The sequence below is a fragment of the Lysobacter sp. ISL-50 genome, from assembly GCF_018612875.1.
Taxonomy (GTDB): Bacteria; Pseudomonadota; Gammaproteobacteria; order Xanthomonadales; family Xanthomonadaceae; genus Lysobacter.
Map to the genome: position 1 here is coordinate 63,379 of NZ_JAGGRI010000018.1, position 13,022 is coordinate 76,400.

The window sequence follows — 13,022 nt, forward strand, 5'->3', positions numbered from 1 at the left end:
TCAGGCCTTGGCCTTCGCCTTGGCCAAGCGAAGCCAGGTATCGACCACCGTGTCCGGATTCAGCGACACCGACTCGATGCCCTGATCCATCAGCCACTCGGCCAGATCCGGATGATCGCTGGGCCCCTGGCCGCAGATGCCGACGTACTTGCCCTTGGCACGCGCGGCCGAGATCGCCATCGACAGCAGCTTCTTCACCGCCGGATCGCGTTCGTCGAACAGCTTGGCGACGATCGCCGAGTCACGGTCCAGACCCAGGGTGAGCTGGGTCAAGTCGTTGGAGCCGATCGAGAAGCCGTCGAAGATTTCCAGGAACTCGTCCGCCAGCAGCGCGTTCGACGGAACCTCGCACATCATGATGATCTGCAGGCCGTTCTCGCCCTTGCGCAGGCCGTTCTTCTCCAGCACTTCGATCACGCGGCGGCCTTCGTCCAGCGTGCGCACGAACGGGATCATGATCCAGCAGTTGGTCAGGCCCATTTCCTCGCGCACCTTCAGCACCGCCTGGCATTCCAGGGCGAAGGCGTCGGAGAACGAGGAATCGACGTAACGGCTGGCGCCGCGGAAGCCGATCATCGGGTTTTCTTCATGCGGCTCGTAGCGCGAGCCGCCGATCAGGTTGGCGTATTCGTTCGACTTGAAATCCGACAGGCGCACAATCACCGGATGCGGCGCGAACGAGGCGGTGATGGTGGCGATGCCCTCGGCCAGGCGGTCCACGTAGAACTGCACCGGATCGGCGCCGTAGCCGGCGATCTTCTCGTCGATCTTCTTCTTGGTCGCCGCGTCCTGCGAGGCGTATTCCAGCAGCGCCTTGGGATGGATGCCGATGTGGCTGGCGATGATCATCTCCAACCGCGCCAGGCCGACGCCGGCGTTGGGCAGCATCGCGAAGTCGAACGCGCGCTCGGGGTTGGCGACGTTCATCATCACCTTGAGCGGCGCCGGCGGCATCTTGTCCAGATCGGCGACGTGGCGCTCGAAGGGCAGGGCGCCGTCGTAGATGTAGCCGGTGTCGCCTTCGGCGCAGCTGATGGTGACGACCTGTCCTTCCTTGATCGCATCCAGACCGTTGCCGGTGCCGACGACCGCCGGCACGCCGAGTTCACGCGCGATGATCGCCGCATGGCAGGTGCGGCCACCGCGGTTGGTGACGATCGCCGCGGCGCGCTTCATCACCGGCTCCCAATCGGGATCGGTCATGTCCGCGACCAACACGTCGCCGGGTTGCACCCGCGCCATGTCGTCGAGACTGCGCACGACGCGGGCGACGCCGGAGCCGATCTTCTGGCCGATGGCGCGGCCTTCGGCGACTACCGGGCCGCGCTTTTCGAGCTGGTAGCGCTCGATCTGAGTGGCCTTGCCGCGCGACTTCACCGTTTCCGGGCGCGCCTGGACGATGAACAGCTTGCCGCTGACGCCGTCCTTCGCCCATTCCACGTCCATCGGACGGCCGTAGTGCTTTTCGATCACCAGGGCCTGCTTGGCAAGCTCATGGACATCGGCATCGTTGATCGAGAACTTGGAGCGCAGCTCCGCCGGCGTGTCTTCGGTGCGCACGCGCTCGCCGGCCTTGTCCGAATACACCATGCGCAGCTGCTTGGCGCCGACGCTGCGGCGCAGGATTGCCGGCTTGCCCTGGGCCAGGGTGGGCTTGTAGACGTAGAACTCGTCCGGGTTGACCGCGCCTTGCACGACCATCTCGCCCAGGCCGTAGCTGGAGGTGATGAACACCACGTCGCGGAAACCCGATTCGGTGTCCAGGGTGAACAACACGCCGGACGCGCCGACGTCGGAGCGCACCATCAGCTGCACGCCGGCCGACAGGAACACGTCTTCGTGCTTGAAGCCGTGGTGCACGCGGTAGGCGATGGCGCGATCGTTGTAGAGGCTGGCGAAGACTTCCTTCACCTTGCGCACGACATCGTCTTCGCCGGTGACGTTCAGGAAGGTTTCCTGCTGGCCGGCGAAGGACGCGTCGGGCAGGTCTTCGGCGGTGGCCGAGGAGCGCACCGCGACGGCGACATCGCCGCCGCCGTTCTCGCTGCACAGCTTGCGGTAGGCGGCGCGGATGTCCTGATCCAGGTCCGGCTGCAGCGGGGCTTCGATGACCCAACCACGGATCTCGCCGCCGGCCTGGGTCAGCGCCGGAACGTTTTCCACGTCCAGCGTGGCGAGCTTGTCGAAGATGCGCTGATGCAGGTTGTTGTGGGCGATGAAGGCCTTGAAGGCCTCCGAGGTGGTGGCGTAGCCGCCTGGGACCGACACGCCCAGGTTCGCCAGATTGCCGATCATCTCGCCAAGCGAGGAGTTCTTGCCGCCTACGCGGGCCAGGTCGTTGAGGCGCAGCGCGTGCAGCCAGAGGATGTTCTCGTTCAAGACACACTATCTCCGTGGGGGGCGAGGACGCGTCCGGGCGCGGCCAAGCGGATATGATCGCCCGGGTGTCGGGTGCATACAAGCTTGATCCGGCGAGGTTTTTCGTATTGGTGCAGCTTTCTGACGAGGTTATCGATGGCAGGGACCAGACCGGTTTTCTACGTTTCCGACGGCACGGGTATCACCGCCGAGACCATCGGTCATAGCCTGCTGACCCAGTTCACCGAGACCCGTTTCGTGACCGACCGCCTGCCTTTCGTCGACAGCGTCGAGCGCGCGCAGGAGGCCGCGGCCAAGATCCGCGAGGCCGCGGTCGCCCACGGGGTGCGCCCGGTGGTGATCAATTCATGCATGGACGGCGACGTCGGCGCGGCCCTGGCCGAGAGCGGGGCGCTGATGCTGGACGTATTCGCGCCGTTCATCGAGCCTTTGGAGCGCGAACTGCACGAAACCCGCCAGCGCCGGATCGGCCAGGCCCACGGCATCGCCGATTTCGACACGTATCACCGCCGCATCAACGCGATGAACTTCGCCCTGACCCACGACGACGGCCAGAGCGTGGACTACAACGAGGCCGACCTGATCCTGGTGGCGGTGTCGCGGGCCGGCAAGACCCCGACCTGCGTGTACCTGGCCCTGCATTACGGCGTGCGCGCGGCCAATTACCCGCTGACCGAGGAAGACCTGGAGCACGACCGCCTGCCGCCGCGGCTGCGGCCTTACCGCAGCAAGCTGTTCGGCCTGACCATCGACCCGGTCCGGCTGCAGCAGATCCGCCAGGAACGCCGGCCGAACTCGCGCTACGCCCAGTTCGACACCTGCAAGCGCGAGGTCGCCGCGGCCGAGATGATGTTCCGCGCCGAACGCATCCCGACCTTGAGCACCACTCACACCTCGATCGAGGAAATCGCCAGCAAAGTGCTGACGACGCTGGGGATTCATCGGGAAATGTTCTGAGGCGCGCGCGGGCAGGGCGGTCCGCTGCGGCCGCCGTCGCTTGTCTGCGTCGCCGCGGATGCGCTCGCCGGGCTTGATTTCAGGGTGTTTTCGGCTGCTCACGCGGCCCGCGGTCGTGAATCACGACGGCCGGGCCGCGCCCGCAAGAACGGCGATGAACCGCGTCGGGCCCGGACGCGCACGCAACAACGCCGACCGCGGCGGACAGCGGTCATCGAAGAAGCGTAGTAGGGAAGGCCGATCCGGCGCGTGGAAGGCTGAATGGCGGCTGGCGCCTCAAGCTCGAAAGCGGCTTCGAAGACCATCGCGAAAGAGCCTATAAATTAAGGGTTTTTCGTCATTCCGTCAATCCTGCCGCGAACGCTCGCACAAGAGTAGGATCGCCTGCATGACTCAATCCGCCTCCCGCTTCGCGCGCATCCCCAAACTCAGCCGCTTCGGCTGGTTGATGGGCCTGTACGCGGAGAATCACGATCGTCTGACCCGCATGTTCGCGCCGGCCGAACTCGCGCGCGGCACCTATCTGTCCGCTATCGGCGACGGCCTGGATCTGCGCCTGGACGTGATCGAGCAACATCGCTACACCACCGAAATGCGCTTGACGTATGCGCTGCTGGACCCGCTGACCGGCGAGCCCGATCCGTCCGCGTATCTGCGCCTGTATCACGACGCGCATCAGGTCGAAGCCACGCACTGCTACATCGGCCGGCGCTGGCAGGACGTGATCGGCATGTACCCGCCGCCGGCCGAAGTCATCGGCCATCGCATGCGGATGAATACTTTTTTAGGAAAGTGGCTCGAGTATCTAGCGGAACGTGGTCATTGCATGGCAACATTGCGCCCCGTCGAGCACGACCCGGCGTCACCCGATCCACACGGACCTGGTTTCGCCGGAACGGCAAAAAAAGTTGGCGATGACCGCTTGACGACATCGCTGAACAGCCGCTAAGATGTTCGTCTTTCCAGCACGTGGGGCCATAGCTCAGCTGGGAGAGCGCTACAATGGCATTGTAGAGGTCGCCGGTTCGATCCCGGCTGGCTCCACCACTCTTCGAAATTGAAAGGGTTTTCGACGAGTTAGCTGCAAGAACAATCAGTTTTGTCCCCATCGTCTAGAGGCCTAGGACATTACCCTTTCACGGTAGCGACCGGGGTTCGAATCCCCGTGGGGACGCCAAAAAACGCAGAAGGCCGCCGAAAGGCGGCCTTCTGCGTTCCTGTGTCCGCGACATGGTCAACGCAGTGCTGCGTCATGTGTGCGATGCCGAAAGCGCGTCGACAGATACTTCGCTATGCGCTGCGTCGTCGGTTGAGTTATTTCTTCGCGATGATGCGCGACGACGATCGATCGCGATCACGAAGCTTCGCGGAACCCGCGAAGCCTTAAGCACGCAGGCCAAGAACTGTCGATGCAGGCGATGATCGAATCGCGATAACGCATCGCGTCGATCCGCGACGAACCAAACACGACGCGCAACGGCGCAGTGGCCGTTGCGCGTTCGGGCCGGCGGCTCAGTCGGCCGACGGCGGCGTTTCCAGCATACCGTCGGTGACGGACTGGAGGATCTGGTCGGCGCCGCTGGTGAGCCAGGGCTTGCCCGGGAAGCCGTACAGCGACATGGTGCCGCTGATGGTGCGGGTGTTGCCGCCGGCGCTGGCGAATGCCTTCTGGTAACCGGTGAAGACTTCGAGCGCGACCTTGGTCTTGATCGACTTGGGCGCGCCCTTGCTTTCCAGGCGCTGCTGCAGGCCGCCATCGATCGCCGGCACGCGGCATTCGTAGGTCACTTCCGCGATTTGCTGGCCCTGGATGTATTCGTTCGGATGGGTCTTGCTCGACAGCGCGCGGCAGTCGGAACCCGAGGCGGCCGCGCTCTGCGCCAGCATCGCCGAAACCAGCACCGGCTTGGCTTTTTTCGCGGAGACCTTCGGCATTTCGGCGAGCAGGCCGTCGGCGAACTGGCTGTATTGGGTCTGGAACGACTGTTGCGACTGCTCCAGGGTGGCGATGTCGAACTGATCCTCGCCGGAGAATTCCGGACGCACGTAGTCGTTGAGGCGCTTGGCCGTGTCGACATCGTTCTTGAGCATGACCTGGATGTACATGTCGGCGACTTGTTCCGGCTTGAGCCCGGCGCCGGGGATCTTCGCGGCTTTCTTCGCCTTGGCCTTGGCCGATTTGGCGCTCTTGCCGGCGGGAGCGGCGAGCGACGGCGGCGCGACCGCGCAGATCAACAGTGCGGCCAGGGCGGTGTTCAAGATCCTGTTGGGAGACATCGTGCTTCCTTTGCGGTGGGGGTTGGAGATGCCGGCGCGCGGCATGGCCCGGGTCGTGGCGAACGGGTCCGGCGCCGGCTCTGCGGCCGGCGATGCCGGGCAAGGGCCATGGACAGACGAAGCCCGGGCGGCGTTCGCCGGGCCGGGGAAAAGTGGTTTGAACATACTGCGGTCCTTTGCGGGAAGCGGTGGCGAGCGCCTAGGGCGCCGCCTCGAGCGGCGCGGGGGCCGGGCCCGGCGCAGAGGACAAGACGAACGAGGGCACCCGTTCCAGTACGCCGCCGGCGTAATCGCGTTGAAACGGCAGGTCCTTGCGGTGGGCGTAGCCGATGTAGCAGTCGCAGCGCGCGTTGGGGCAGGCGCGCTGGCGCAGCCGCGCGGCGAAGCTGCCGTCGTAGAGATTGCCCAGCGGCTCGGCGACGAAATGGCAGCGGCGCACGTTGCCATCGCCGTCCACCGAGACCACGTTTTCGCCGGTCAGGCACGGCGCGCCAAGGCTGGGCGAGGGCTCTAGGTTGTAGCGGAAATGCGGGTCGATGGCCTGCAGCCGGGCGATTTGGGCATCGTCGTAGTAACCCGGCGGGCGTTCGTCGTAGGCGTTGAGCCACAGCGGCGTGGCCGCGGGCAGTTCCTGGCGCAGGGCCTCGATTTCATCCAGGTGTTCGCGCATCGCGACCATGCCGACGCTGTGGCGCACGCCGCGCCGGCTCAGTTCGCGGCAACGCGCCACGAACGCCGCGCGGCTGACCTGACTGGGGTGATACGTGCACCACAGCGCGAGCTTGTCCAGGTCGGCCTGATCGAGCCAGCGCATGCCCACGCACAGGTTGGTCTGGATCGCGACCCGGCGCAGCCGCGGCAACTGGCTCAAACGCACCAGCGCGTCGCGATAGTGGCGGCGCACCAGACCTTCGCCCCAGGGCGTGAACAGGATCGACAACTGCATCGGCTGCTGTCCGGCCCATTCGACGAAGCGCGACAGATCCTCCGCGTCGCGGCGCAAGGCGGCGCGGGTGTCGTAGGTCTTCGCGAACGGGCAATAGCCGCAGTCGTAGTTGCAACTGCTCAGGCGGCCGCGATAGAGCAGCGACAGATGCATGTCAGCCGCGAGCACGCTCAGCCCAACCTGTAGTCGTGCATGCGCTCGGCGATCTGCGCCGAGGTCAGCCACGGGCCGATGGTGTCGGCGCGGGCGAGGCCGGCCAGGGTCAGTTCGATCAGGTTCTCGTCGGCCACGGCCAGGCCGAGTTCGAACAATTCGCGCAGTTGCGGCAGATCGTCCAGGCAATCGGCGCCGAAATGGCGGCGATAGTCGGCGCGATCCAGGCCCGGGCGGATCAGCAGCGACTGGATCGCGTGCCGGCGGCGGCGATCGTCGGCGCTCAGGCGGATGCCGTAGTCGGCGCTGGCGAAGGAGGCTTCGTCGCGGGCGAGGTAGTGATCGAGTATCTCCGCGACGCTGCGCCGGGCCACGCCGTATTCGCTGGAGTAGTGCAGGGCCGAAGTGTAGGAACGCGCGCCGCAGCCGATGCCGACCATGCCGTCGCTCTGGCAGCAGTACACCGGCCCGCTCAGGTCGGGCGCGTGCGGCGCGCGGAACATGCGCATCGACACTTGGCTGTAACCGGCCGCGAGCAGGCGTTCGCGGCCGGCTTCGTACAGAGCCAGGCGATCGTCCACCGGTTCGGGCTGCAAGGCGAAACCGGCGCGCGTGCCGTGCTTGGCCTCGATCCGGCCCAGGCCGGTCAACGGGCGCACGTACAAGGGATACAGATAGAGTTCTTCCGGCGCGTGCGCCAGCGCGCTGTCGATGGACGCGAGGAAACTCTCGCGGGTCTGACCGGCGATGCCATAGATCAGGTCGAGGTTCATGGTGGCGATGCCGGCTTCGCGGATCGCGACGATCGCCTGTTCGACCACCGCGCGCTGTTGCGGCCGCACCAGCGTGCGCACTTCGGCATCGCTGAAACTCTGGATACCCATGCTGACGCGATCGATGCCGCGCTCGCGGCACAGGCGCAGTTTTTCGATATCGACGGTTTCCGGCGACACCTCGATGCCGGCGGGCACGGCCTGCAGGTCGATCGCGGCATGGCGCTCGACCAGATCGAACACGCGCCGCAATTGCCCGGCGTCGAGATAGGTCGGCGTGCCGCCGCCGAGAGCGAAGCGCACGAAGCGATGCTCGCCCAGCGCCGCCGCGGTGGCGCGCAACTGGCGTTCCATCTGCTGCAGATAGGCCGCGACCTTGGCCGGTTCCGGCCGCGCCAGCGCGAACAGATTGCAAAAGCCGCAGCGGTAGGAACAAAACGGGATGTGCAGGTACAGGAACAAGGCGTCGCGGGGTTCGTCCGCCCACAACTGCGCCAGCGACTGCGCCGGCTGCAGCGGCCGGTACGCGGTCTTGTGCGGATAGGAATACGAGTACGCCTGATACGGCGGCAGGCGCAGCAGATCGGCGAGACGGTGCGGCGCGGCGGGTTGGGCGATGGCGTTCATGGATTGAGCAGGAAATGCGCGTAGGGCACGGTCATCACCGTGTCGTGGGCGAGGCGGTGGCCGTGATAGCCGTCCTCGCCGTAGGCGGTGCCGTGGTCGGAGCAGACGATCGCGAACCCGCCGCCGCGCGCGCGCAAGGCCGCGAACAGCGGCGCCAGCGCGCCATCGACGTAGCGCAGCGCGGCGCAATGGCTGTCGTAGCCGTCGCGTTCGGCGCCGGGCAGGTAATGGCGATTGGGCTGGTGCAGGGCGGAGACGTTGATGAAGACGAAGCAGCGGCGGTCGCGCAGGTCGTCGCTGCGCAGGCGTTCGCAGGCGAGTGCGACTTGACGCTGGGTCGAATCGACGGCGGTGACGCCGAAGCCGGGGTTCCAGTGGCTTTCGTCGAACAGGTCTGGAAACTGCGAGCCCAGCGGATTGCGTTTGTTGAAGAAACCCACGCCGCCGATGCAGATCGTGCGATAGCCGGCATCGCGCAGGCCGGACACGATGTCGGCGCGATCGCGGAACACGCAGGTCCCGGCGGCGGTGGTTTCGCTGCCTTCGAAATCCAGCGCGAACAGGCGCGGATGCGGGCCCGGCCGCGCCGGCGTCGGCAGGAATCCGGCGAAGAACGCGGCATGCGCGGCATAGGTGAAGCTTCCTGGCGTATGCCGGGGTTCCCAGCCGGCCGGCGGCAGGTGTTGCGCCAGCACCGGCAGTTCGCCGCGTGCGAAGCAGCTCTGCGCGGCGTCGAAGCGCAGCGTGTCGAGGGTGATCAGCAACAGGTCGCGATGGCCGACGATGGCGCGCATGTCGGGATTGGCGAAATGGGCGGGCTCAGACATGGGCCGCCTCGGCGATGTGGCGGGGTGGATGGGCCGGGTGGGCCGCCGGCATGCGGGCTTGATCTTGGTAGGTGCTCAGTCCCTGCCATTGCAGGTTCAACAGCAAGTCGCCGAAGGCGTTGGCTTCGAGTATCCAGGCGTGGCCTTCGCGCAGGATCAGGTCGAAGCCGATCATGCGGCTGCGCGCGAATGCCGCCGCGGCGCGTTCGGTGGCCGCATCCAGCGCGCGCATGGCGTCGGCATCGAGCCAGTCGCTCAGCTCGGCGCGGCGATTGCCCAGATGCAGATTGGTCAGCGGCGCGCGGCCGATCCGGGCGATGCGATGGCGCGCGCGTCCGTCCAGAGCGATGACGCGGATGTCGTAGTGACCGGCGCCGCCGTCCGGCGCGCACGGCTTGGCGATCCAGCGTTCGGCATAGGCTTCCTGCGCGGCGACCGCGTCGATCAACTGCGCGATCCGGTGGCCGTCGCGGTAACGTCGCGGCCGCAGCGAGTTGAATACCCGCACCGCGGCCTCGCCGGACGATCCGGTTTCGACCAGTTCGGCCGAGCCGTACAGCGCTTCGCCGCCTTGGCGATTGCAGCGATAGGCCAACACTCCGGCGCCGGAGGAGCCATAACGCGCCTTGACGAACACCTGCGCGCAGGCGTGTTCGCGCATGAATTCGCGCAAGTGCGCGTAGCCGTCGATGCGGCCTAGCAGCGGCGCGGCCGACACGTCGTGCGCGCGCAGGCGCTGCTGGCAGGCCAGCTTGTCGCTCATGGCGGCGATGTCATCGGGCGGGTTGAGATAATTCGCCTGCGCCGGCAGGGCATCGAGCAGATCGCGGAATCCGGCGAACCAGTAGTGCTGATACGCGAGCTCACCATGTTCCAGCTCGCGCGGACGCGGTGCGGGTTCGCCGAGCCGGCGCCAGCCGCGCTCGATCAGCGCCGCATGCAGGCGCGGCGCTTCTCCGGGCGATTCGACCTTGACCAATGCACGCGGCCGCCGCGCGATCGCCTCAAAAGCGAGGCCGGGATCGTCGAGCAAGGCCTCGTAATGCAGTTCCTCGGCCGCGCCCAGGCCGCGCTCGCGCAGGGCCTGTTGCAGCCCCCGGAGCCGGCGGCTGCCGCGTGGGCCGATCAGCAGCCAATCGGCGGGCACGGCTTACTCGGATACGGCGACGTAACGGTCGCCGTCGTCCTCGTCTTCATGGTCGTCGAGCACCACCGTGCACGGCAGCGCCTGCAGTTTCTGCTGCCACGGCGGCGAGATGTAGTGATGGCTCAGGTCGATGCGCTCGATCGTGCCCAGGTGCGGGCTTTCGGCCAGCGCTTGCGCGCCGGTGTCGCCGATCGTGCCAAGCGACAGGTCCAGGGTCTGCAGCGATCCCAGCCACGGCTGCTGCGCCAGCCACACCGCCAGCTCGTCGCTGATTTCCGAGTCGCGCAGGCCCAGGTAACGCAGCCGCCGCGGGTCGATCTTGGCGAGCAGGTTCTGATACGGGCCGATGCCGCCGTCGAAGCCGTAGCCGTCGCTGCCCAGCCACAGTTCCAGGTGATTGAGCGCCGGCAGGGTCGAGGCGGCGATGGCGTCGACGATGTTCGAGGGCAGGCCACCGCATTCGATCGCCAGTTCTTCCAGCGCATCGTGCTGGAACGCCTGCAGTTCCAGATTGGTGGAGCCGCGCACGCGCAGCGACTGCAGATTCGGGAACGCCGCCAGCAGCGGGTTGTACGAGGTCTGGATGATCCAGGAGATCTCGCAGTCTTCGTAGGTCATGTCGCCGATGAACAGGGCTTTGAGCGCGGGCAACTGCGCGCGGCGCTCGACCAGGGCATCGAGATAGCCGCCCGGGCCTTCTTCCTGCGCCTCGCTCCACGCGCCGATGATCAGCGCTTCGAGCCGGGACGGATCGACCTGCGACAGAAAGTTGTCGAGCAGGTCGCGCTGGCTTTCGGCGCTGTCGTAATCCTGGGTCAGGCGATAGACCACGTCGCCGCCGGCGGGCGTGTCGCCCATGCTGAAGTTGACGACGCGTTTGCCGCGGTAGATCTGCGAGTATTCGCCGATGGTCACGTGGGGCTCCTTGCCTGCATCTGCTGAAGAGAGCGCCAGCATAACCAAGGTCCCGGCTTATGTGGGAGGGGCTTATGTGGGAGGGGCTTATGTGGGAGGGGCTTATGTGGGAGGGGCTTCAGCCCCGATGCTTTTCTCTCAGAGCTATGCAGTTATGCGACTGCTGAGCGAAAAGCATCGGGGCTGAAGCCCCTCCCACATAAGCCAAGCAACATAAGCCAAGCAACATAAGCCAAGCAACAAAAGCCAGGCGTCAGACCAGTCCGGTCGCGTAGTACAGGCCGATCACCACGAACACCGCCGCGGTCTTGACCAGGGTAATCGCGAACACATCCTTGTAAGCTTGGCGATGGCTTAGACCTGTCACCGCCAGCAGGGTGATCACCGCGCCGTTGTGCGGCAGCGTGTCCATGCCGCCGGACGCCATCGCCGCGACGCGGTGCAGCACCTCCATCGGAATCGATGCGGCGTGGGCGTTGGCGATGAAGGTGTCGGCCATCGCCGCCAGGGCGATGCTCATGCCGCCGGAGGCCGAGCCGGTGATGCCGGCCAGCGCGGTCACGGTGATCGCTTCGTTGACCAGCGGGTTCGGAATCGCCGCCAGCGCATTGGCCACCACCAAAAATCCCGGCAGCGCCGCGATCACCGCGCCGAAGCCGTATTCGCTGGCGGTGTTCATCGCCGCCAGCAGCGCGCCGCCGATCGCCGCCTTGCTGCCTTCGGCGAAACTGGCCATCACCGGTTTCCAGGCGAAGACCAGCACCGCGGCGATGCCGATCAGCAGCGCGCCTTCGACCGCCCAGATCGCGGCGATCTTGGACACTTCCTGCACCACCGGCGCGGCATCGCCGATCACCGCCGGATCGAAGCTGTGCTGTTTGCCGTAGGCCTGCGGCAGCCACACGCTGAAAACCTTGTTGGCGATGCCGACCAGCAGCAGCGGCGTGATCGCCAGCAACGGATGCGCCAGCTGGCCGCCGGCGAACGGCGCCGGTTCGTTGATGAGATTGTCGCCGTAGCCTTCGCCGGCCTTGAGCGCGGCGCGGCGGCGCCAGTTCAGATAGATCAGGCCGGCGATCAGGATGAACACGCCGCCGAGCGTGCCCAGCACCGGCGCGGCCCAGGTGTCGGTGCCGAAGAACGCGGTCGGGATGATGTTCTGGATTTGCGGCGTGCCCGGCAGCGCGTCCATGGTGAAGGTGAACGCGCCCAGGGCGATGGTGCCGGGAACCAGGCGCTTGGGAATATCGCTCTGGCGGAACAGCTCGGCCGCGAACGGATACACCGCGAACACCACCACGAACAGCGACACGCCGCCGTAGGTCAGCAGCGCGCACACCGCGACGATGGCCAGCATCGCGCGCTCGCGCCCAACCAATCTGATCGTTGCCGCGACAATCGATTTGGAGAACCCGGAGGTTTCGATCAGTTTCCCGAAGATCGCGCCAAGCAGGAACACCGGGAAGTACAGCTTCAGGAACCCGACCATCTTGTCCATGAACAAGCCGGTGAACATCGGCGCGACCAGGCTGGGATCGGTCAGCAGCACCGCGCCCAGCGCGGCGATCGGCGCGAACAGAATCACGCTGTGGCCGCGGTAGGCGACATACATCAGAAAGCACAACGCGGCCAGCACGATCAAAAACGCCATCGGTTCGATTCCCCAGCGGACAACGCCGGCGGCTTGGCCCGGCTGCGCGCAGTGTCGGCAATGCGCGGGTGGGCGGGGCATTGTCCGAAGGTACAGCTGCCCGGCGCGGGCCGCGCCTCATAGGCTTTGCGCCATGACGGGGGAGCTCGCCTCCACCGCCGCTGTTCGCATGTGCGGCATGGATGCGGCTGGATGCGGCGCTTGTGGCGGCGCGAATCGCGTGGGATGCGGCCGGATCGGGCCGCGTTCGCCGCTTCGCGCTTTAGCCACGACGCGCGGCCCGCAGGACGCGGGGCACATGCGGCCGGGGGCACGGATGCAACGACAGCGGCGGTGGTGGCGACGCGACTGCTTGTGCGCCCGTGGCGGA

General features: G+C 66.4%; 10 protein-coding genes and 2 tRNA genes. 4 read left to right on the top strand and 8 right to left on the bottom strand.

The window, feature by feature from the left end:
• The gene (gene ppsA / locus J7J50_RS11445; RefSeq protein ID WP_215058109.1) at window positions 1–2,379 is read right to left on the bottom strand and encodes a phosphoenolpyruvate synthase; all 2,379 of its coding nucleotides are present in this window, start codon (window positions 2,377–2,379) and stop codon (window positions 1–3) included.
• Between the two features lie 135 nt (window positions 2,380–2,514).
• On the opposite strand from ppsA, the gene J7J50_RS11450 reads away from it, so the two are divergent.
• The 4 genes from J7J50_RS11450 (at window position 2,515) to J7J50_RS11465 (ending at window position 4,513) form a co-directional block, all read left to right on the top strand.
• Window positions 2,515–3,336 (top strand): pyruvate, water dikinase regulatory protein, encoded by an 822-nt coding sequence (locus tag J7J50_RS11450; protein WP_215058110.1) that lies wholly within the window; start codon window positions 2,515–2,517, stop codon window positions 3,334–3,336.
• 388 nt (window positions 3,337–3,724) lie between these two features.
• Window positions 3,725–4,285, top strand: coding sequence for a DUF1249 domain-containing protein (locus J7J50_RS11455; RefSeq protein WP_215058111.1), 561 nt, complete (start codon window positions 3,725–3,727; stop codon window positions 4,283–4,285).
• Window positions 4,286–4,307: 22 nt separating this feature from the next.
• Window positions 4,308–4,383, top strand: a tRNA-Ala gene (locus J7J50_RS11460).
• 54 nt (window positions 4,384–4,437) lie between these two features.
• Window positions 4,438–4,513: transfer RNA gene (locus tag J7J50_RS11465), tRNA-Glu, on the top strand.
• A gap of 335 nt (window positions 4,514–4,848) precedes the next feature.
• Here the strand turns inward: J7J50_RS11465 and J7J50_RS11470 are convergent.
• From J7J50_RS11470 to J7J50_RS11500, 7 genes are all read right to left on the bottom strand, one after another.
• The gene (locus J7J50_RS11470) at window positions 4,849–5,613 is read right to left on the bottom strand and encodes a hypothetical protein (RefSeq protein ID WP_215058112.1); all 765 of its coding nucleotides are present in this window, start codon (window positions 5,611–5,613) and stop codon (window positions 4,849–4,851) included.
• A 199-nt stretch (window positions 5,614–5,812) separates the two neighbouring features.
• A complete protein-coding gene (locus J7J50_RS11475) occupies window positions 5,813–6,712 on the bottom strand; it encodes an STM4011 family radical SAM protein (RefSeq protein WP_215058113.1) in 900 nt (299 codons plus the stop codon).
• Window positions 6,713–6,729: 17 nt separating this feature from the next.
• Window positions 6,730–8,112, bottom strand: a complete 1,383-nt coding sequence (locus J7J50_RS11480) for an STM4012 family radical SAM protein (RefSeq protein ID WP_215058114.1) — start codon at window positions 8,110–8,112, stop codon at window positions 6,730–6,732.
• Entirely contained in the window at window positions 8,109–8,939 is an 831-nt protein-coding gene (locus J7J50_RS11485) for an STM4013/SEN3800 family hydrolase (protein WP_215058115.1), read from the bottom strand. Before J7J50_RS11485 ends, J7J50_RS11480 begins: the two co-directional genes overlap by 4 nt.
• Complete coding sequence (locus tag J7J50_RS11490) at window positions 8,932–10,086, bottom strand: STM4014 family protein (protein ID WP_343222488.1); 1,155 nt, start codon at window positions 10,084–10,086, stop codon at window positions 8,932–8,934. Before J7J50_RS11490 ends, J7J50_RS11485 begins: the two co-directional genes overlap by 8 nt.
• 3 nt (window positions 10,087–10,089) lie before the next feature.
• On the bottom strand, window positions 10,090–11,001 hold the full coding sequence (locus J7J50_RS11495) for an STM4015 family protein (protein WP_215058116.1): 912 nt from the start codon (window positions 10,999–11,001) through the stop codon (window positions 10,090–10,092).
• 253 nt (window positions 11,002–11,254) lie between these two features.
• Entirely contained in the window at window positions 11,255–12,652 is a 1,398-nt protein-coding gene (locus J7J50_RS11500; RefSeq protein ID WP_215058117.1) for a GntP family permease, read from the bottom strand.
• Window positions 12,653–13,022 lie beyond the last annotated feature (370 nt).